The organism is Meiothermus granaticius NBRC 107808 (assembly GCF_003574355.1).
Taxonomy (GTDB): domain Bacteria; phylum Deinococcota; class Deinococci; order Deinococcales; family Thermaceae; genus Meiothermus; species Meiothermus granaticius.
This window is the reverse complement of the sequence record NZ_QWLB01000020.1, coordinates 32,780-51,735: the sequence shown is the minus strand read 5'-3', so window position 1 is coordinate 51,735 and position 18,956 is coordinate 32,780. Positions and strand designations below refer to the sequence as shown.

Sequence of the window (18,956 nt, the reverse complement as noted above, 5' to 3'; positions counted from 1 at the left end):
ACAGCAGAGGGCGGTATTCTTGGGGGATGGAAGTTCTGGCGCTGGTCTACCGAAACCTCCGGGCCCGTCCGGTACGCAGCATCCTCACCCTGCTGGGGATCGTGGTTTCAACCGCTTCAATGGTGCTGTTTCTCTCCTTTGGCGAGGGGCTGCGCAAAGCCTTAGGGGCTGAGCTATCCAGGGTTGGCCCGGCCATTCTGGTGTTGCCGGAAGGGGTAGATGCCTTTAGCCCCGGCTACCCCGAGCTGCGCCCTGAGGTCTTGAAGCGCCTCGAGGCCCTGCGCACTCCGCTTGGGATCACCCAGGTCATCCCCTACGTGGTGCTCACCCGGGGTGGCTTCGATCCCCAAACCGCGTTCATCTTTCAGGGCTTGCCCCAGGGCCTGGGCCCCCAGAGCATCAATCCCAGCCTCGAGGCCAAGCAAGGGGTCTTGGTTCCGGGGGCGCGAGGGGCCATCCTAGGCGAGCGGGTCGCCCTCCGCAGCGGCTTGGGACTAGGCCGGACCCTGCGCATCTCACCTACGGTATCGGTGAAGGTCGAGGGGATTTTGAAGGGCTCAGGAGGGCTCTCTGATAACGTGATCTATGTTCCCCTGGAAGCCCTGCAGGCCGCCCTAGACACCCAGAACTACACCGCCATCGCGGTATCCATCGCCCCAGGCCACAAAGCCGAGGAGGTGGCCAAGGCCATCACTGCCCGCATCCCTCAAGTGAGCCCCCAGACCAGCGGCGATGTGCTCAAATTCGCCGAGCGAGCGGTGCGCATCTCCGACCTGGTACGGTTTGGCATCAGTTTGGTGGCCTTGATCGTGGGCGGGCTGCTGGTGGCCAATACCGTGATGATGTCGGTGTATGAGCGCATCCGCGAATTTGGGTTGATGCGGGCCCTGGGGGCCAAGCGGCGCTTCATCTTCGGTCTGGTGCTTCTGGAATCGCTGCTGCTGGGTGTTGCCGGTGGGGTGTTGGGGCTACTGCTGGGGGAGGTGGCCTCGGCAGGGGTCAACTGGTACACCGTGGGTGAGGTGGGGTTGGCGCTCTCGAGCGTGACCTTTCGCCTGGCGGCCTTCGCCCTACTGGTTGCGGTGATTCTGGGGCTTCTGGCCGGGTTTTTCCCCGCCCGCACGGCCAGTCGGCTACGGGTGATCGAGGCCCTGGGAAGGGTGTAAGCCCCGTATACTGTAGGGGTTTGTATGCTCGAGGCCATCGGTCTACACAAGCGTTTTCCTCAAGGCGATACCGCGATCGTGGCGGTAGACCATTTCACCTACCGCTTTGGGCCTGGGCTCAGCGCGATCGTGGGGCCCTCGGGCTCGGGCAAAACCACCCTGCTGAACCTGCTGGCCGGGTTTGACCTGCCCGATCAAGGCCAGGTTCGGCTGGGGGAGACGGTGCTTTCCCAACAGTCCGAGGATGCGCGCTCGGAGCTGCGGCTTCGGTACATGGGGTTCGTGTTTCAACAGTGGAACCTCATCCCCACCCTGACCGCCCTCGAGAACGTGGCCTTCCCCATGATGCTGGCCGGTAAACGCCTCAAAGAGCGGCAGGCCCGGGCCGGGGAGTTGCTGGAGGCCATGGGGATGGGGCGGCGCATGCACCACCTCCCCCACAAGCTCTCCGGCGGTGAGCAGCAGCGGGTGGCCATCGCCCGGGCCCTCTCGCTCAACCCGCCGATCCTCTTCGCCGATGAGCCCACCGGCAACCTCGACTCCGCCTCCGGAGCCAAGGTGATCGAGCTGCTGCGGGCCCAGGCCCAGGGGGGACGTACGGTGATTTTGGTCACCCACGACCTCGAGCTGGCCCAGAAGGCCGAGCGCATCCTGCACCTCAGGGATGGGCAGCTGATCCGGGAGGAGATCATCCCTTCCCTGCTGCCCACGCCCTGACATCCCCAACCTCATGCACCCGACCTGACCGAAAACGTATAGTCTGGGGGCGGAGGTGCTATGAAAAACTGGACCCGCTCCTCGCCATTGGGCCTGCTCGTGGCCCTGTTGCTCATCCTTACCGCTTGCATTCCGGCCAATCAAAACCGCACGGTAGACATCACCCTCCTCGCGGTCAACGACATTCACGGCAACCTGCTGCCCTCTAACTTCAGCTACCCAGACCCTGCTGATCGCAGCAAGCGGGTCTCGCTGCAAGCCGGAGGGGTGGAGGCCATCGCCACCATCGTCAAGGAAACCAAGGCCCAAAACCCCAACACCCTTTTGGTCGGGGCAGGGGATCTGATCGGCGCCAGTCCACTGGTCTCCTCGCTCCTGGCCGATGAGCCCATCCTCAAAGCCCTGAGCGATCTAGGGATGAGCTTCAGCTCGGTAGGCAATCACGAGTTCGACCGGGGATACAAAGAGCTGCTGCGCCTGCAAAACGGGGGTTGCGATGAGCCTTTTGATCCCGCCAAGGCCTGCAAGTTTGGCCCCTACGAAGGGGCTAAGTTTCAGTACCTGGCCGCCAACGTTCGGGTCAAAGCCACCGGCAAGCCGGCTTTCCCAGCCTACGTGATCAAGGAGGTGGGTGGGGTCAAGATCGGCTTCATCGGGTTGGTGCTCAAAGAGACCCCGAGCATCGTGCTGCCCGCGGGGGTGGCGGGGCTCGAGTTTCTTGATGAAGCCGAGACCGCCAACCGGCTGATTCCAGAACTCAAGGCCCAAGGCGCGCAGGTCATCGTCGCCCTGATCCACCAGGGCGGAACGGCCAAAGAGCCTTTTTACGTCAAAGACTGCACCACCCTCTCCGGCGAGATCGTGGACATCACCAAACGGCTCAGCCCAGCGGTGGACCTGGTGATCTCGGGCCATACCCATCAGGGCTACCAGTGCCGGGTGGATGGACGGTTGGTCACCCAAAGCGACTACTACGGCCACCTGGTGATGCAGATTGACCTGATCTACGACAAGGCCGCAAACAAGCTGCTCTCGATCCGCACCCATCCGATCATCGTGGACCCCAGCAAGTTCGCCAACGATCCGGCCATCCGCCAGATTGTGAGCAAAGCCAAGGCCATGACCGAGGCCATCGCGGCACAGCCCATTGCCACGCTGGCTGTCCCGCAGATCACCCGCGACCCGACCCCGGCCGGAGAGTCGGCCCTCGGCGACGTGATTGCGGACGCGCAGCTCTTCGCTACCCGCGACCCAGCCAAGGGCGGGGCGGTGATCGCTTTCATGAACCCTGGCGGCATCCGGGCCAACCTGCCCCCCAACCCCAGCCCCTCCGTGACCTACGGGGACACCTTCACCGTGCAGCCCTTTGGGAACAGCCTGGTGGTAATGACCCTCACCGGGGCCCAGATCAAAGCCGCCCTCGAGCAGCAGTTTGATAACCCCGCCCCTGGCCAAAACCGCATCCTTCAGGTTTCAGAGGGCTTCAGCTACACTTGGGACGCCAAAGCCCCTAAAGGGGGCAAAGTCTCTGCGATGAGCCTAAACGGCACCCCCATTGACCCCAGCCAGACCTATCGGGTCACCGTCAACAGCTTTCTGGCCGATGGCGGGGATAATTTCGTGGTTTTCAAGGAGGGCACCGAGCGGCTGGGGGGAGATCTCGACCTGGACGCCCTACAGGCCTACTTGAAGGCCCAGGAACAGGCCGGAAGGCCCGTGGGGATAACCCCCCGCAACCGCATCGCGGTGATGAACCCGTAGGGCCTGACCCAACCCCCCTGGACCCCCCGGTCTCGAGGGCGCAAAAACGGTATGCTGTGGCTCCGATGTTCAAGGATGTTTTCGCCCAAGATCCCCAAGTGAGCGTCTCGGCCCCAGGACGGGTCAACCTACTAGGGGAACATACCGACTACAACGGCGGCTTCGTCTTCCCCACCCCTTTGCCTTACCAGACCCAGGTGGAAGCATCCACCCACCCGGGCCTCGAGGTCTACGCCGAGAACTTCCAGGAGACCAAGCAGCGCAGCCTCGGTATGGCCAAACAAGGGGATTGGCTTGACTATGTGGCGGGCTGTGTGTGGGTGTTGCGCCAGCATGGGTACGAGGTTCCTGGCCTAAGGGCCTACATCCGCAGCGAGGTGCCGATGACCGGGGGGCTCTCCAGTTCAGCCGCCCTGCAGATCGCAGTCCTGCGGGCTTTGCGGGCCTTATATCAGCTGCCCATAGACGATCGGCAGATCGCGCTGCTGGCCCAACAAGGCGAGGTGGAGTATGTGGGGGTGCGGGTAGGGGTTATGGACCAAATGGCTAGCTCGCTGGGGAAGCCAGGCTATGCCCTATTTCTGGACACCCTGAGCCTCGAGTACAAACTGGCCCCACTGCCCAAGGGATACCGCGTGGCGGTGGTGGACTCCGGTATACCCCGCCGCCTGGCCGAGGCGGGATACAACACCCGCCGGGCCGAGTGTGAACAGGCCTGTGGGCTGCTGGGGGTCAAGCTGCTGCGGGAGCTCTCGCTCTCGGATCTGCCGCGGATAGAGGCCCTGCCCGAGCCGCTCAACCGCCGGGCGCGGCACGTGGTCACCGAGAACGCCCGGGTGCTGGAGGGGGTACAGGCCCTCGAGGCCGGGGACTACCGCCGCTTCGGGGAGCTAATGGTGGCCTCGCACCACAGCCTGCGCGACGATTACGAGGTTTCTATCCCCGAGCTTGATGAGCTGGTCGCGCTCGAGCTGAAGCACGGGGCCATTGGCGCCCGGCTTACCGGGGCCGGGTTTGGCGGGGCCACCGTGGCCCTGGTGGAAGCCTCCCAGTACGGGGCTTTTGAGGAAGGGGTGCGGCAAGATTACCCCAGGGCCCGGTTTTACTAGGGCATTGTGGGGCGTTTAACCTTTGGGGCAGGGGCTTGTGGCGTAAGCTCCGCTCATGGCCCAGCCTCCCACGATCCTAGCCGTATTCGCCCATCCCGACGACGAAGCCTTTCCCACCGGGGGCACCCTGGCGCATTACGCCCGAATGGGGCACAAGGTGTATCTGGCCTGCGCAACCCGAGGGGAGGTTGGACAGCTCAAGGACCCCACCTTAGCTCTGCCCGATGGCAGCCCACCGGATATGGCGGCCATCCGCACGGTTGAACTCGAGCGCTCCTGCCAGGCTCTAGGGATCGAGCCCCCCCTCTTTCTGGGCTATCACGACTCTGGCCGCAATGAGCGGCTGCGCAAGGACGATCCCCAGGCCCTCTACAACACCCCGCTCTGGGAGGTCGAGGCCAGAATCCGCGAGGTGATCGCCCAGGTACAGCCAGCGGTGCTCCTCACCTTTGACCCTCACGGCGGCTATGGGCATCCGGATCATCTGGTGATCCACCGAGCGGCCACCGCTGCCTTTTACAGCAGCGGCATCTTGCCCCACCCCCCTCGGCGGTTGTTTTACACCGCCTTCACCGTCGAACGGGCCGCAGCGATGCAGAAGAGCGGCCAGCGCAGCGTTATGGAGGGGCTGGATCCCCAGGTCTTTGGGGTCTCTGAGAGCACTTTGGCCCTCACCCTGAACGTGCAGGAATACCTGCCCCAAAAGCTCGCCGCCATCCGGGCCCACCGCTCCCAATTCGCCCCTCTGGTAGCCGAGACCATGCCCGCCGAACGCCGAGCCCAGATGGAGGGGTGGATGGCGGTCGAGACCTTTACCCTGGGGGGAACCCGCGGGCCGGTGCCGCACTGGCCCTTGCTGGACATGTTCGAGGGCCTATAGAGCGCCCATCTGCCAGAAAACAGCCTAGGCTCGAGGCCCCTCCGGAAGCTCTCGCAGGGAGCGAATTTCATCGGGGGTAATCCTATAGGTGTCACCGCACCAGTGGCAGATCACCTCGGCCCCCCCGTCCTGCTCGATCATCTCTTGGCGCTCCTGGGGCGAGAAGTAGACCAAGGCGTTGAGGGCCCGCTCTCGAGTACAGCGGCAGCCAAACTGCAGCGGGATATACCCCTCACGGTAGCCCACCGGTTTGAGATCGGTGGCCTGGTACCCCAGCCCCTGCATCAGGGCTTCTACCGACCCCTCCAACCCCCGCTCGAGCAGCAGGTCGGTAAGGCTGGGGTGCGCCAGCAGGTTGGCCTCGAGCCGCCGAACCACCTCGTCCGGGCAACCCGGCAACACCTGAACCGCAACCCCCCCGGCCACCTGCACCTCGCCCTGTCCATATACCCGCACCCCCAACAGCACCGCTGAAGGGGCCTGCTCGGATTGCCAAAGATACCGGGCCAGATCCTCGGCGATCTCCCCAGAGATGAGTTCGGTGCTGGATTGGTAGATCTCTTGGTTGGACAGGAGCCGGTCCACCTTTAGCTCACCCCGACCCACCGCCGCCCCCACATTGAGTTTGCCGTCTGGGCGCAGCGGGGGCTCGAGGTGGGGCTGTTTCACATAGCCGCGCACCAACCCATCCGGGGCGGCCTCGGCAATCGGCCCCCCCAGCGGCCCATCCCCCCGAAAGTGCAGGGTGATGCGCTCTTTGGGGGTCTTGGAGAGCAAAAAGGTCAACAACAGGGCCCCGGTCATGGCCCGTCCCAGGGCTGCTGTAGGGGTTGGAGAAAGGCCATGGCGCAAGCGGGCCTCCTCCACCACATCCGTAGTGAGCGCCGCCAGCACCCGAAGATTCCCCTCGGCAGCGAGGCCGCGAATCAATCGTCCCATAACCTGTTTATTGTAGCCGGGGGCTGGGAAAAGATAGGGAGATAGAGCGCTCTTCTATCGCCCGGCTCGAGCCGTGCGCAGGCGATCCACCGCCACCGCGATCACAATCACCACCCCCTTGACCACCAGCTGCCAGAACGAGGAAACCCCCAAGATGGTTAACCCGTTGTTGAGCACGGCGATGATCATTGCGCCCAGGGTAGTCCCCAAGACCGAGCCCACCCCACCGGCCAGACTGGTACCCCCCAGCACCACCGCTGCAATCGCGTCGAGTTCATACCCGGTCCCTAGGATACCGTTGGCGCTATAGAGCCGGGCTGCACTCATCACTCCAGCCAAACCCGCGCATAGCCCGCTGAAGCCATAGACAAAGAGCAGTACCCGCGGCACCTTGATGCCGGTGAGCCGTGCGGCCTGTTCGTTGCCGCCCACCGCATAGACATGCACCCCCAGCACCGTGCGGCGCAGGATAAACCAGCTAGCCAAAATCACCAGCAGGGCAATCCAGACCAACCAGGGAACCCCCAGAAAGCTGTCGTTGCCAATCGCGGCAAAACTCAAATTGGAGTTGATCACGGTCTGGCCGTTGTTGGCCAGCAGGTATGCCGCCCCACGCACCGCGCTGTACGCACCCAGCGTCACCACAAAGGGCGAGAGCTTCAGATAGGCAATCAGCAGCCCGTTAATCAGGCCAAAGGCCAGCCCCGCCAAAAGCCCCGCCGGGATCGCCGCCCAGCCCCACTGGGGCATCAGAGAGACCTGAAGTGCCACCACCGCCGAGGCCCCTAGAATGGCCCCCACCGAGAGATCAATTCCGGCGGTAAGGATTACAAAGGTCATCCCTGCGGCCAGTACCACGTTGATCGAGGCCTGGCGCAGCACGTTGATGAAGTTGTTGGGGGTAGCGAAGTTGGGAGATAAGATCGCAAAGATGATACAGATCAAGATAAGTACGGGCAGAATACCCAATGCCCCCAGGATGTCCGCCCGGGTAGCCTTGTTGGTTTGTCGTTTAGCCTCGGTGCTCAAGCCCGTACCTCCATCTCTTTCACTCCGGTGGCATAAGCCATGATGTGTTCCTGGCTGATCACATCCCCACGGGCAGGGTCGAGCTCACCGACCAAATGCCCTTCCCGCATCACCAGCACCCGGTCGCTCATCCCTACCACTTCCGGCAGCTCTGACGAAATAAACACCACCGCCACCCCCTTGGCAGCGAGCTCACCGATCAGCCGGTAAATCTCTGCCTTGGCCCCGATATCCACCCCTCGAGTGGGTTCGTCTAGGATCAGCACCTTGGGGCCAATCGCAAGCCAGCGAGCCAGTAGCAGCTTTTGCTGATTCCCACCTGAGAGGTTGATCGCCCGGGTTGCCGGGCTGGCTACCCGAATCGAGAGATCCTTGATAGCCTGGCGCACCAACTGCCCTACCCCAATGGGGTTGATAATCCCCGCAGCGGCGTAATGGCTCAGCACGTTCATCGCGATGTTATCGCCGGAAGCCATCTGGAGGAACAACCCTTGCTCCTTGCGGTTTTCTGGAACATACCCGATCCCCGCCGCAATGGCGTCGGTAGGGCTTTGGATGCGCACCGGCTGCCCACCGATCCGCACCGCACCCGAAGCCTTTGGGTCGGCCCCAAAAATCAGCCGGGCCAGCTCGGTACGCCCCGCACCGATCAACCCAGCCAGTCCTAAAATCTCCCCCGCCCGCACGCTGAACGAGGAAGGTTGTACCTTTTTACCATCGGTGATGCCCCGCACCTCGAGCATCACCTCCCCTTTGGTTCGGGCGGTGCGGTGCTCGTAGAAATCCTGCACAGGCCGCCCCACCATCATCTGCACTACCCGCTCGGCGTTGATCTCTTTTTTCTCCAGGGTACCGATGTACTGCCCATCCCGAAGCACCGTCACCTTGTCGGCCAGTGCATAGACCTCAGCCATGCGGTGTGAGATGTAGACCACCGCAATCCCCTGATCCCGTAACCTGCGGATGAGTTCAAACAACCGTTCGGTCTCGCGTTCGGAAAGGGCCGCGGTGGGCTCATCCATCACCAGTACCTGGCTCCTAAACATCAGGGCTCGAGCAATTTCCACCAGTTGCCCCTCGGCAATGCTCAGCCGAGACAGCGGGGTCTCCGGACCAAAGGAAGCCCCCAACTGCTCCAGCACCTCCCGGGCCGCCCGGCGCATGGCAGCCCGATCAATGAGGCCGCTTCGGGCTGGCTCCACCCCCATAAAGATGTTTTCGGCCACGGTGAGATTTCTCGCCAGGTTGAGTTCTTGGTAGATCAGGTTGATCCCCACCCGGCGGGCATCCAGCGGGCCAGCGATGCGCACCGGTTGACCAAACACCCGAATCTCCCCAGAATCCGCGCTATATGCCCCGGCCAAGATCTTCATCAAGGTGCTTTTGCCCGCACCGTTTTCACCCATCAGCGCATGGATTTCCCCTGCATAGGCCACAAAGCTCACATCTTTAAGAGCCTGCACCCCGGGAAACGCTTTGGAGATATGGCGCATTTCCAAGGCCGGGGGTGCTCCTGGGAGGGGACTGGGGTTAGAAGGTTCCATAAACATATCCATATGGGCTGCCGGCCCTCGGTGTGAACTGAAAACCGGCAGCCCTGCCCGTTCTGGGCTTGTCTTAGCTTATTCCCAACCCCGGTAGCTGTTCACGTTTTGCTTGGTAATGAGCTGTACCGGAATCAGGATCGGGGCGGTCTGTGGCTTCATCTTACCGGTGCGGATCTGCCAGCCGATTTCCAGAGCCCGCGCAGCCATGGTGTAGGGGTCTTGGGCGGAGGAGGCTAAGAAAATCGAGTTGGGATCCTTAAGGGCCTTGACCGCATCTGGAGAACCATCCACCGCGGTAATAAACATCTCCTTCTCGCGCTTGGCCTGGCGAATGGCCAGTTCCGCGCCGATACCGGTGGGGTCGTTGATGGCAAAGACCGCATCGATCTTGGGGTTAGCGGTGAGCAAATCGGTCATCACCTTGAGCCCACCATCGCGGCTTCCACCGGCATTTTGGTTGTCGGAAAGGATCTTAATGCCGGGGTACTTGGCAAAGACCTGCTTGCAACCTGCTACCCGGTCGGTGACCGCGGTCACCGGTGGGCCGTTGATGATCACCACATTGCCATTGCCCTTCAAGCGATCGGCGATGAACTGGCAGGCCAGAACCCCCGCCTGAACATTGTTGGAGGTGATGATGGCATCGGCCCCCTCCTTGATGCCGACGTCTGCCGAGACCACAGTCATGCCCGCGGCCTTGGCCCGCTTGACGGCGGGGACCAGCGCCTCAGGATCGGCGGGGTTGAGCACCAAGATCTGCACCCCCGCAGCGATATAGTTGTCAATTGCCGCGCTCTGCTTACCCACGTCATAATCGGCGGCTTCCACGATCACCTGAACGTTGGGGTTGATCTTCTTGGCGGCATCGGTCACCCCTTGGCCCATACGGATGAAGAAGGGGTTACCTAAAGAGCCCAGGTTGGTGGCTACCTTGGTCAGTTGCTGGGACTGAGCCCAAACCAGCCCCACCACGAGGGCCGAGCCCAGCAGCAGGGCGATCAGCCAACCTCTAGTCGAACGCTTCATAACACATTCCCTCCCTTGATACCGAGCAAGCCTTAAAGCCTAGGGCCTAATCGTGGGTAGGGTTCCCTGGCCAGGGAACCGTGATCACCTCCAGTCCGAGTTCCGCCAATTTGGTTCGAGCTTCCTGGGGAAGCCGGGAATCGGTGATGAACAGATCCAGGTCACGCAAGTCCCCACAGGGAGCGAACGTCACCCGACCCCATTTGGAGGCATCGCAAACCAGGCAAACCCAACGGCTGGCGTCAATCGCCGCCTGCTTAACCTCGGCCTCCAGCAGCGAGGAGTTGGTCAGCCCGGCTGAGGGGTCCACCCCCTGCGCCCCTAAAAACAAGCGGTCGAAGCTAAAGCGCCGCAGCGTCTCGAGAGCCAGCGGCCCGGTGGCCGAGTAGTTGTGCAGAAACAGTTCCCCACCCACCTGCAGCAACCCCAAACCGGGCGTACCGGAAAGCTCGGTGGCGATATTGACCGCATGGGTGACCACCCGCACGTTGCGTAGGCGCCGGGCCTTGAGCGCCCTGGCTACTTCCATGGTGGTGGTGCCTGCATCGAGGTAGACTGTCTCCCCATCCTGGATCCACTCGGCAGCCTTGGCCCCGATGCGCTGCTTGGCCCCCAAGTTGCGCTCTCGGCGCAGGGAGTAATCCACGTCCTGCTCATCTATGGCCTGCGCTCCACCGTGAACCCGCCGCAAGCGGCCCTGGCGCTCGAGCAGGCTGAGATCCCGCCGCACGGTCATGGTTGAGACCGAGACAGCCTGGGCGATGGCCACATTGCTGAGGGTGCCATGCCGGTTCACTAGCTCGAGGATGCGGCGCAACCGATCGTCAGGCAACATAGACTCCTACAGGTTTCAAGAGGCCGTACTTGAGGTGCACTGGTTATATCACCTGCTCAAACAAAAATCAACAGATATCTGACTCAAATCAACCCTTTGCTCGCCAATATGTTCCGGTGGAATTGGGGTTTCTATGGCTCTGTTCATTCAAACATAAACGAACAGCTTGAGGTTCCAACCCTGCCCTTGCCGGCCGCTAGGGCATAAGCACCCCTTGCAGAGCGCGCCTCAGGTACCATAACCTTGGCTTGTCTGTGCACCAACCCACTTTCCGATGAAACACGAACTCGATCGTATCCTGCAAACGCTGTGTCAGGCGCTCCCCGAAGCCACCGGGGCGGTGGTGGCCTCTTCAGAAGGGCTGGTGGTGGCCAGTTACCCTGAGGACCTCGAGCCCACCCGGGTCGCGGTAATGGCGGCCCTGGCCCATGAGCTGGGCCAGCGGGTGGCCTCCACCCTGTCCCAAGGAAACTTTCACGAAGCCACGGTTTGCGGCGAGCAGGGCTGTGTCAGCCTTTATAGCATTGACGGAGGGGTGCTCCTGGCGGTTCAGCTCCCGGCGGGGGTTAATTTGGGTCTGGTACACCTCGAGGCCAGAAGTTCCGCCTATCGAATCCGTCAGGCCCTGCGCCCTTCCTCGCCGGGATTCTGATTCCAGCCCCCAACTTTGGATGGGGGGAGTAAACTATTTTCCTAGGTACTATGGCGAGCAGTCAGACGTATTCGCGCTGGGCACGCAGCAAGTTCCGTCGCTGGCTTTTGGAGGGCAGCCAAAAACCCACCGAAGGCTTTTACCAACAGGAGAAAACCCAGCACCCCACCCATCCCTGGTGGCGGGTCATGTGCCTGACCGGGGTGGATTACTTCTCCAGCCTGGGCTACCAGCCCAGCATTGCCGCCCTGGCCGCGGGGGTGCTCTCCCCCATCGCCACCTTGATGCTGGTGCTCCTGACCCTCTTTGGGGCCCTGCCGATGTACCGCCGGGTGGCCGGGGAAAGCCCCCACGGAGACGGCTCGATCTCAATGCTCGAGCGACTTCTGGAAGGCTGGACGGGCAAGTTCGTGGTGCTGGTTTTGTTGGGTTTTGTAGCCACTGGATTCGTCATCACCATCACCCTTTCAGCCGCGGACGCCACCGCCCATATCATTGAGAACCCGCTCTGGCCCACCTCGCTGGACTTGCCCGTCCCCATCACTTTGGTTTTGATTGGGCTTTTGGGGGCTGTGTTTCTCAAGGGATTCAAGGAAGCCATCGGGATCGCGGTGGTGCTGGTGGTGGTATACATCGGCCTAAGCCTGGTGGTGGTGATTACAGGGTTTGTCCAGATCGCCCAGCACCCCGAGGTGTTTGGGAACTGGTCGGTTTCTCTGCACTCCTCCTACACCAGCATCTCCCAGATGCTTCTGGTGACGCTGCTGGTATTCCCTCAGCTCGCCCTGGGGCTTTCCGGCTTCGAGACCGGGGTGGTGGTCATGCCCTTGGTCAAAGGAGACCCCGACGATACCCCCGATCACCCTAAAGGCCGCATCCGCAACTCCCGCAAGCTCCTCACCGGAGCGGCCTTGATCATGAGCGTAATGCTCCTGACCAGCGCGGTGGTGACCACCTTATTGATTCCCGCCCAGGCTTTCCAAGAGGGGGGGGAGGCCAATGGGCGAGCCCTGGCCTACCTGGCCCACACCTATCTGGGCAACGCGTTCGGCACCGCCTACGACCTGAGCACCATCACCATCTTGTGGTTTGCTGGGGCCAGCGCGATGGCCGGGCTGCTCAACATCGTGCCCCGCTACCTGCCGCGCTACGGCATGGCCCCCGACTGGGCCAGAGCCACGCGCCCTTTGGTGTTGATCTACACCGCCATCTGCTTTGCGGTAACCCTGGTGTTCCGGGCAAGCGTGGATGCCCAGGCGGCCGCCTATGCCACCGGGGTTTTGGTGCTGATGGGTTCGGCGGCGGTGGCGGTAACCCTCTCGGCCTTATACAAGCGCCAGGCAGGGGCGGTCTTTTGGTTCGGTCTGGTCAGCCTAATCTTCTTCTATACCCTGATCGTCAACGTACTGAAGCACCCCAGCGGACTGCAGATCGCCTCCCTTTTCATCCTAGGGGTGGTGGTGATCAGCGTGATCTCGAGGATCTTCCGCAGCACCGAGCTGCGGGTAGACCGCATTGAAGTAGACGCTGACGCCGAGGAGATCATTAAAAACCTGGCCCAGGGCGAGATCCGCCTGATTGCCAATCACCGTGAATCGGGCAACGCCTTCGAGTACAACGCCAAGGAGAGCGATGTGCGGGCCCGCACCCATATGCCTCCCAAAGACCCCGTAGCCTTCCTCGAGGTCACCGTTCCCGATGCCTCCGACTTCTCGGGGGTGCTCAAGGTGCGGGGGGTAGAGGTAGGGGAACACCGCATTCTGCGCATGCAAAGCCCTTCGGTGCCTAATGCCATCGCTGCGGTGTTGCTCTACATCCGGGATCGCACCGGAAAAATCCCCCACATCTACTTCGAGTGGGGGGAGCGCAGCCCCATCCAAGCCGCCCTGCAGTTCTTGATTCTAGGAGAGGGAGATGTGCCCACCATGACCCATGAAGTCCTGCGCCAAGCCGAGCCCAATGCCCGGCGCAGGCCATTGGTTCACGTGGGGGGATATTAGTTGGTGGCGGCGGGCTTGGGCAAGGTCAGGCCTTGGCTGCTGATGAGCAAGGTGTAGTCCGCGTACAGGCTGCCGGTTCCACTCACTTGCACACAGCTCAGCCCCAGCTGGTTGGCCAAAGCCTGGGCTCCCTCGAGGTCCCCGTTGGTGACCACGCAGTTTTGTTGAATGGGCTCAACCTGATAATTCTCGGCAAACGCCCAGTAGCCCTGTTTGCGCAAGGCCCGTAGCACCGGCCCCACCTGCTTGGGGTCCCCCCGCAGGGCAATGCTGGGCAGCCGGGTCTTGGTGGTCCCAGGGGCTGCACCGGCCTGATCCGAGCCGCCTTGCAAATAGCGACTGACCAGCACCTGGGTTTTAGCCGCGTCCATGCGCCAGTAGCTGACCCCCCCACCGCTCCAAAAGGCTCCCGGAAGCAGCAGCCGCACCACCTCAGGCTTGCTGCTCATGAAACCGGCCAGCCTGGCCAGATCCTCCTCGGTCAGATTGGTGCGAATGTTGGCGCTCAGGGTAGAAAAAAGCTGCGGGGCCTGTAGCCAGGCCGAAGGTTCTTTGGTTTTGGCCAGGAGGCTTTCCAGGAAGGCCTGCTGGCGCTGTACCCGCCCGATGTCGCCAATGCGGTCGTGGCGAAAACGCAGATAGGCCATGGCCTGATCCCCGTTCATGGTCTGCAGCCCCGGCTTGAAGTGGATGTGCAGCTTGGCGGCCCGGTCATCGTAGTCCATGGCCTCGGGGACATACACCTCAACCCCACCCAGGGTGTTGACCAGGTCGCGCACCGCAAACACGTTGATCAACACATAGCGATCCACCTCTATCCCCAACAGGCCCGCCACCGCATTTTGCGCCAGCTCCGGCCCCCCCAAAGGGTTGGCCGCATTGAGCTTAAGGCTGCCGTGACCGGGGATGGTCGCGTAGGTATCGCGCGGCAACGAGAGCACCACCACCTGCTTTTCGGCGGGGTCGAAGTGCACCAGCATCATGGTGTCGGTGTTGCCTTTCCAGTTATAAACCGGGGTGGCTGGCCCCGAATAGGAAATGTCCTCACCCATCACCAGCAGGTTGAGCGGCTGCTCCAGTTTGGGCCCCAGCCCCATCGCACTAGCCCCCACCCCCAGCGCGGTAGAGAGGGGAGCCAGCGGCTCCGCCGAAGCAGGGGCATCGCTGGGTTGGGGCTTGGAGCGGAGGCTCGGCTCGAGCCAGAAATACCCCAGCTCTGCCCCCAACGCAAGCAACAAAAACCCCAACAGCCACAAGCGCCGCATCGAATTAATTTAGTCAGGCCGCGTGAAGATCTCATGAACCGAAGCCGCCTGCGGAGGGCCTTAGGGCCTATCTGTGGGCTCTCTCCCAATCTAAGAAGGGGGAACTCAGGCTAAAGTATTAGAAAGATATGTCACCTGAGTTCATAGCTGCCCTCCCCAAAGAAGCTCGAGCCGAAGCCGAGCGGGTGTTCCGCCCCTTCGCAGCCCGGCGGGGTAGCTATGTCTGCTACCCGGACGATCCGGCCAAAACCCTGTACTACATCGCTGAAGGCTGGGTACGGCTATTCCAGCTAGGGCCCGACGAGGAGGAGATCACTCTAACCGTGGTCGGCAGCGGGGAGATCTTTGGCGAGGCGGCCCTGCTCCCCAACGAAACCTACGGGGTTTTTGCCGAGCCGTTGGTGGATTGCGAGTTGCTCTCCGCCTCGCGCGAAGACCTGGCCCGGCTCACCAGCCGCTTCCCCGAAGCCCAGTCGGCCTTCGTATGGCTGCTCTCCAAGCGGCTGCGCAAAGCGGAGGAGCGCTTGCGCGACCTACGTTTCAAGGAGGTGCTGCCACGGTTGGCCAAGTCCCTTCTGGCCGCCATGAAAAGCGGTGAGGAAGGCCTCGAGGTCACCCTATCGCATCAGGATCTGGCCCATCTGGCCGGTTCTACCCGGGAAACCATCACCAAAGTGCTGGGCGAGCTGGCCATGGACGACACCATTGAGCTGGGCTATCGGCGCATCCTGGTGCTCAAACCGGAAGCGCTGCGCGAGGTTTCGCTCTAGAGATCTCGGAGCCCTATCCATCCTGGCGCTGGCTCAGCACCTCGAGGGCCCCATACAGCGCCGCCCTAGGCCCCAGGGCAGCCCAGGCCATCCGCACGGTCTCTCGTGGGTAGGGGCGGCGCAGGTGCTCCAGCACGGTTAGCTCAAAAAGCCGCTGAGGATACTCGCTCATTGCGGGAATCCCCCCCCCAATCACGCAGACCTCGGGATCAAACAGGTTGATGGCGGTTGCTACCGCATAGGCCTGATCGTGGCCAAAGCGCTTGAGGGCCCGGCTCAGGAAGCCGCTCTCCCGCCTGCGAGCGAACAAACGGCTCAGCGGAATCCCGCTCTGGCTCGAGAGCTCAACCAGGGTATGGCCGCTGGCATAGGCTTCCAGGCAGTCCGTATTGCCGCACACACAAACCCGGCCCTCGCTGCGGATGGGGATGTGTCCTAGCTCGAGCCCTACCGAGTAGCCCCGGTAAGGCTTCCCGTCCAGGAGCATGGCCGCCCCTACCCCGGTGCCAAAGAACACCCCCAGCACCGAGTTTGCTCCCTTGGCCGAACCCGCCCGGTACTCCCCTAAGAGCAGCAGGGCGATATCCCGCTCGAGATACACCGGATACCCCAAGCGTTGCCGCAGCGCACTGGCCAACCAAAGCCCCTCGAGCTGGGGAATGTTGGGGCTGGAAAGCACCCGGTCCAGGTCACGGTCTGGGCTCACCGGCACCCCCAGCACCGCAGCCTGGGGCTCCAGGGTGTGCTTCTCGGCGTACTCGCCCAAGATCTGTGCCATCGCCTCTACCGGGTCGGGAACCCGCAGGCGATCGGTGGGGATCAGTTCCAGGGGGTTGAGGCTCGAGGGGAGGGGTTCCGCACCCTTCCCCCCTCCTGGAACCCAGGCCTTAGAAGCCGGGGCTTTGCTCAGATGCCCCAGGCCAATTTTGGTTCCGCCAACATCCCCAACCAGTACGTGCGCCATGCCCCTTGGGGTTCAGCATAACAAAGCCACGATTGACAAGCCGTTTGTTTCTGGCATACGATGGGCGGGCAGAAAAACGATTCAACCGCGTTCCCGGCGCAGTTTGTAGACTATGGGCGCGGCCCCGAAGCCAGAGCTGCCCTCGCCGGTTGAATTGCACACCCTCTGCGATTCTGCGGGTTGTCCAAAGGAGGCGCGTATGAAGAAGGCACGATGGGCAGTCGCGGTAGCCGCGCTCGGCGCAATCGTCTTTGGGGCCATGCTGGGCGAAGCTCAGCAGAAAAAGTACACCATCGCCCTGATCCCCGGCCTTACCACCGATGGTTTCTACATCACCATGCACAAAGGCGCCGAGGCTGCCGCCCAAAAGCTAGGGGTGAACCTGATCTTCCAGGGTGGGCCAGAGTTCAGCCCCACCACCCAAATTCCGGTGTTGAATGCCATCATCGCTCGCAAGCCTGATGCCATCCTGATCGCCCCCACCGACAAGCAGCAGCTCATCGCCCCGCTCAAGCGGGCGTTTGATGCCGGCATTAAGATCATCACCGTAGACACCTTTATCGGCGAGAACGGCCAGTACCAGACCGGTAAGGGCGATGCCGACTTCCCGCTGTCGTATGTGGCCTCGGACAACGTAGAAGGTGGGCGCATCGCCGCTCGAGCCCTGGCCAAGGCGATCGGAGAAAAGGGCAAGGTGTATGTTTCCAATGTCAAGCCCGGGATCTCCACCACCGATCAGCGCGAACAGGGCTTCAAGGAGGAGATGAAAAAGTACCCCGGCATCACCGTGCTCGAGACCCAGTACAACGACGATGACGCCAACAAAGCGGCTGCCCAGTTTGCCGCGGTGCTGGCCCGGAACCCTGACCTGGCCGGTGTGTTTGGGGCCAACCTGTTCAGCGCTGAGGGGGCCGCCAACGGGGTGAAAAATGCAGGCAAGCGCGGGGTGGTTAAGGTTGCGGCTTTTGACTGCCCAGAAAGCATTGTCAACGAGATCAAGAATGGCATCATTGACATGTCGGTCTGCCAGCACCCCTACGACATGGGCATGATCGGCGTGCAGTACGCCGTAGACGCCCTGAACGGCAAGAAGATCCCCACCCGCTACAGCACCGGCTACACCGTGATTGACAAGGCCAACGCCGACAGCGCCGAGGCCAAAGCAGCCATCTACTCCTCCAAATAAAGGTCCCCTTGGTCTGGGAGAAATCTCCCAGACCTCCCCCAGCGCAGAACGGGGTTTGATGCAGAAGGAGCCTTATCCGCTGTGGAAGCCGATTTGAACGCTACCAACCGACCTCACCCTTTTCTGCGCTGGCTAGCGGGAGCCTGGTCGTGGATTTTCCTCATCTTCATGGTGTTGTTCTTTGAAATCTGGGCCAGGGCTGCCTATGGCAGTACGTTTTTGCTCAACCCCACCAACCTGCAGAGCATCCTGCTGGCCGCGGTCCAGCCTCTGCTTTTAGCCCTGGGGCAAACCTTGGTCATCATCGCCGGGGGGATTGATCTTTCGGTGGGGTTCACGGTGGGGTTGGCCGCGGTGGTGAGCGCTCGAGCCATGCAGGCCCTCGACCCCACCCTGCCCGCAGCGCTCTCCTTTGCCCTGGCGGTGCTCCTCGCACTGGCGGCTGGGCTGGGCGTAGGGGTGGTCAATGCTTTCTTGGTGGCGCGGCTCAACGTTCCCCCTTTTATCGGTACCCTGGGGATGTATGGGGTGGCCAGGGGTCTGGGGTTTCTGGCCGCGGCTGGCAACACGGTCCCCACCAGCAACCCGGTCAACTCCGCCATGGGCAACGGGTTCCTCTTCGGCCTGATTCCAATCCCGGTGCTGATCACCGCTGTGGTGGTGCTGATCATGCACTATGTGCTGAGCCAGACCAAGTTCGGGCAGTACACCTATGCGATTGGGGGTAACCGCCAGGCGGCGGTACGGGCCGGTATCAACGTCACCGGACATACCATGCAGCTCTACCTCATCACGGCCTTGCTGGCCGGGTTGGCCGGGGTGATCTACACCGGGCGGTTCACCGCGGGGGCCGCCCAGGCCGGGGAACCCACCCTGCTCGACTCGATCGCCGCGGTGGTGATCGGGGGAGCCAGTCTTTTTGGGGGGGCCGGAACCATCATCGGCACCGTAATTGGAGCCCTAATCATCGCAGTGATCCAGTTTGGGCTGGTTTTTATCAATGTGCAGCCTTTTTGGCAGTTTATCGCGGTGGGGTTGGTGATCATTTTGAGCGTGCTGGTGGATCAGTCTAAAGCCCGGGTGATGAAGCCATGAGCTGGGCTCTGGAGG

Annotated in this window: 17 protein-coding genes; 10 read left to right on the top strand and 7 right to left on the bottom strand. The window is 62.2% G+C overall.

Translation table 11 applies throughout. The annotated features are described in order from the left end of the window. Positions 1–26 precede the first annotated feature (26 nt). From Mgrana_RS08620 to Mgrana_RS08600, 5 genes are all read left to right on the top strand, one after another. On the top strand, positions 27–1,166 hold the full coding sequence (locus Mgrana_RS08620) for an ABC transporter permease (RefSeq protein ID WP_119357206.1): 1,140 nt from the start codon (positions 27–29) through the stop codon (positions 1,164–1,166). Positions 1,167–1,190: 24 nt separating this feature from the next. Further along, positions 1,191–1,883 carry an ABC transporter ATP-binding protein gene (locus Mgrana_RS08615; RefSeq protein WP_119357205.1) on the top strand — a complete coding sequence of 231 codons (693 nt, stop codon included), beginning with the start codon at positions 1,191–1,193 and terminating at the stop codon, positions 1,881–1,883. 60 nt (positions 1,884–1,943) lie between these two features. Beyond that, a complete protein-coding gene (locus tag Mgrana_RS08610; protein WP_119357204.1) occupies positions 1,944–3,644 on the top strand; it encodes a bifunctional metallophosphatase/5'-nucleotidase in 1,701 nt (566 codons plus the stop codon). Between the two features lie 65 nt (positions 3,645–3,709). Further along, positions 3,710–4,753, top strand: a complete 1,044-nt coding sequence (gene galK / locus Mgrana_RS08605) for a galactokinase (RefSeq protein ID WP_119357203.1) — start codon at positions 3,710–3,712, stop codon at positions 4,751–4,753. Positions 4,754–4,808: 55 nt separating this feature from the next. Next, on the top strand, positions 4,809–5,633 hold the full coding sequence (locus tag Mgrana_RS08600) for a PIG-L deacetylase family protein (protein ID WP_119357202.1): 825 nt from the start codon (positions 4,809–4,811) through the stop codon (positions 5,631–5,633). A 24-nt stretch (positions 5,634–5,657) separates the two neighbouring features. Here the strand turns inward: Mgrana_RS08600 and Mgrana_RS08595 are convergent, their stop codons facing one another. The 5 genes from Mgrana_RS08595 to Mgrana_RS08575 all read right to left on the bottom strand — a co-directional run bounded on the left by Mgrana_RS08595 (position 5,658) and on the right by Mgrana_RS08575 (position 11,009). Further along, positions 5,658–6,572, bottom strand: coding sequence for an Hsp33 family molecular chaperone HslO (locus Mgrana_RS08595; RefSeq protein ID WP_119357201.1), 915 nt, complete (start codon positions 6,570–6,572; stop codon positions 5,658–5,660). Between the two features lie 54 nt (positions 6,573–6,626). Then, the gene (locus tag Mgrana_RS08590) at positions 6,627–7,601 is read right to left on the bottom strand and encodes an ABC transporter permease subunit (RefSeq protein WP_119357200.1); all 975 of its coding nucleotides are present in this window, start codon (positions 7,599–7,601) and stop codon (positions 6,627–6,629) included. Then, positions 7,598–9,145 (bottom strand): sugar ABC transporter ATP-binding protein, encoded by a 1,548-nt coding sequence (locus Mgrana_RS08585; RefSeq protein ID WP_206075069.1) that lies wholly within the window; start codon positions 9,143–9,145, stop codon positions 7,598–7,600. Before Mgrana_RS08585 ends, Mgrana_RS08590 begins: the two co-directional genes overlap by 4 nt. Positions 9,146–9,223: 78 nt before the next feature. Next, positions 9,224–10,174, bottom strand: coding sequence for an ABC transporter substrate-binding protein (locus Mgrana_RS08580; protein WP_119357198.1), 951 nt, complete (start codon positions 10,172–10,174; stop codon positions 9,224–9,226). Between the two features lie 46 nt (positions 10,175–10,220). Next, positions 10,221–11,009, bottom strand: a complete 789-nt coding sequence (locus Mgrana_RS08575; protein WP_119357197.1) for a DeoR/GlpR family DNA-binding transcription regulator — start codon at positions 11,007–11,009, stop codon at positions 10,221–10,223. 274 nt (positions 11,010–11,283) lie between these two features. On the opposite strand from Mgrana_RS08575, the gene Mgrana_RS08570 reads away from it, so the two are divergent. After that, positions 11,284–11,661 carry a roadblock/LC7 domain-containing protein gene (locus Mgrana_RS08570; protein WP_119357196.1) on the top strand — a complete coding sequence of 126 codons (378 nt, stop codon included), beginning with the start codon at positions 11,284–11,286 and terminating at the stop codon, positions 11,659–11,661. A gap of 50 nt (positions 11,662–11,711) precedes the next feature. Continuing rightward, positions 11,712–13,661: an APC family permease gene (locus Mgrana_RS08565; protein ID WP_119357195.1), complete on the top strand. Its 1,950-nt coding sequence runs from the start codon at positions 11,712–11,714 to the stop codon at positions 13,659–13,661. Here Mgrana_RS08565 and Mgrana_RS08560 read toward each other — a convergent pair. Beyond that, positions 13,658–14,926, bottom strand: a complete 1,269-nt coding sequence (locus Mgrana_RS08560) for an LCP family protein (RefSeq protein WP_119357194.1) — start codon at positions 14,924–14,926, stop codon at positions 13,658–13,660. The genes Mgrana_RS08565 and Mgrana_RS08560 overlap by 4 nt on opposite strands. A 128-nt stretch (positions 14,927–15,054) precedes the next feature. On the opposite strand from Mgrana_RS08560, the gene Mgrana_RS08555 reads away from it, so the two are divergent. Then, a complete protein-coding gene (locus Mgrana_RS08555; protein WP_119357193.1) occupies positions 15,055–15,696 on the top strand; it encodes a Crp/Fnr family transcriptional regulator in 642 nt (213 codons plus the stop codon). 13 nt (positions 15,697–15,709) lie between these two features. On the opposite strand, the gene Mgrana_RS08550 is transcribed toward Mgrana_RS08555, so the two are convergent. Next, on the bottom strand, positions 15,710–16,660 hold the full coding sequence (locus Mgrana_RS08550; RefSeq protein ID WP_119357192.1) for an ROK family protein: 951 nt from the start codon (positions 16,658–16,660) through the stop codon (positions 15,710–15,712). 199 nt (positions 16,661–16,859) lie between these two features. On the opposite strand from Mgrana_RS08550, the gene Mgrana_RS08545 reads away from it, so the two are divergent. Further along, positions 16,860–17,846 (top strand): ABC transporter substrate-binding protein, encoded by a 987-nt coding sequence (locus tag Mgrana_RS08545; protein ID WP_119357191.1) that lies wholly within the window; start codon positions 16,860–16,862, stop codon positions 17,844–17,846. Positions 17,847–17,939: 93 nt separating this feature from the next. After that, positions 17,940–18,941: an ABC transporter permease subunit gene (locus Mgrana_RS08540; RefSeq protein ID WP_240631294.1), complete on the top strand. Its 1,002-nt coding sequence runs from the start codon at positions 17,940–17,942 to the stop codon at positions 18,939–18,941. Positions 18,942–18,956 lie beyond the last annotated feature (15 nt).

Bases quoted from the DNA above. Each gene is read 5' to 3' on its own strand.
- Mgrana_RS08620 (WP_119357206.1), top strand. From the start codon at position 27: ATGGAAGTTCTGGCGCTGGTCTACCGAAACCTCCGGGCCCGTCCGGTA.
- Mgrana_RS08615 (WP_119357205.1), top strand. From the start codon at position 1,191: ATGCTCGAGGCCATCGGTCTACACAAGCGTTTTCCTCAAGGCGATACC.
- Mgrana_RS08610 (WP_119357204.1), top strand. From the start codon at position 1,944: ATGAAAAACTGGACCCGCTCCTCGCCATTGGGCCTGCTCGTGGCCCTG.
- galK (WP_119357203.1), top strand. From the start codon at position 3,710: ATGTTCAAGGATGTTTTCGCCCAAGATCCCCAAGTGAGCGTCTCGGCC.
- Mgrana_RS08600 (WP_119357202.1), top strand. From the start codon at position 4,809: ATGGCCCAGCCTCCCACGATCCTAGCCGTATTCGCCCATCCCGACGAC.
- Mgrana_RS08595 (WP_119357201.1), bottom strand. From the start codon at position 6,572: ATGGGACGATTGATTCGCGGCCTCGCTGCCGAGGGGAATCTTCGGGTG.
- Mgrana_RS08585 (WP_206075069.1), bottom strand. From the start codon at position 9,145: ATGGAACCTTCTAACCCCAGTCCCCTCCCAGGAGCACCCCCGGCCTTG.
- Mgrana_RS08580 (WP_119357198.1), bottom strand. From the start codon at position 10,174: ATGAAGCGTTCGACTAGAGGTTGGCTGATCGCCCTGCTGCTGGGCTCG.
- Mgrana_RS08575 (WP_119357197.1), bottom strand. From the start codon at position 11,009: ATGTTGCCTGACGATCGGTTGCGCCGCATCCTCGAGCTAGTGAACCGG.
- Mgrana_RS08570 (WP_119357196.1), top strand. From the start codon at position 11,284: ATGAAACACGAACTCGATCGTATCCTGCAAACGCTGTGTCAGGCGCTC.
- Mgrana_RS08565 (WP_119357195.1), top strand. From the start codon at position 11,712: ATGGCGAGCAGTCAGACGTATTCGCGCTGGGCACGCAGCAAGTTCCGT.
- Mgrana_RS08560 (WP_119357194.1), bottom strand. From the start codon at position 14,926: ATGCGGCGCTTGTGGCTGTTGGGGTTTTTGTTGCTTGCGTTGGGGGCA.
- Mgrana_RS08555 (WP_119357193.1), top strand. From the start codon at position 15,055: ATGTCACCTGAGTTCATAGCTGCCCTCCCCAAAGAAGCTCGAGCCGAA.
- Mgrana_RS08550 (WP_119357192.1), bottom strand. From the start codon at position 16,660: ATGGCGCACGTACTGGTTGGGGATGTTGGCGGAACCAAAATTGGCCTG.
- Mgrana_RS08545 (WP_119357191.1), top strand. From the start codon at position 16,860: ATGAAGAAGGCACGATGGGCAGTCGCGGTAGCCGCGCTCGGCGCAATC.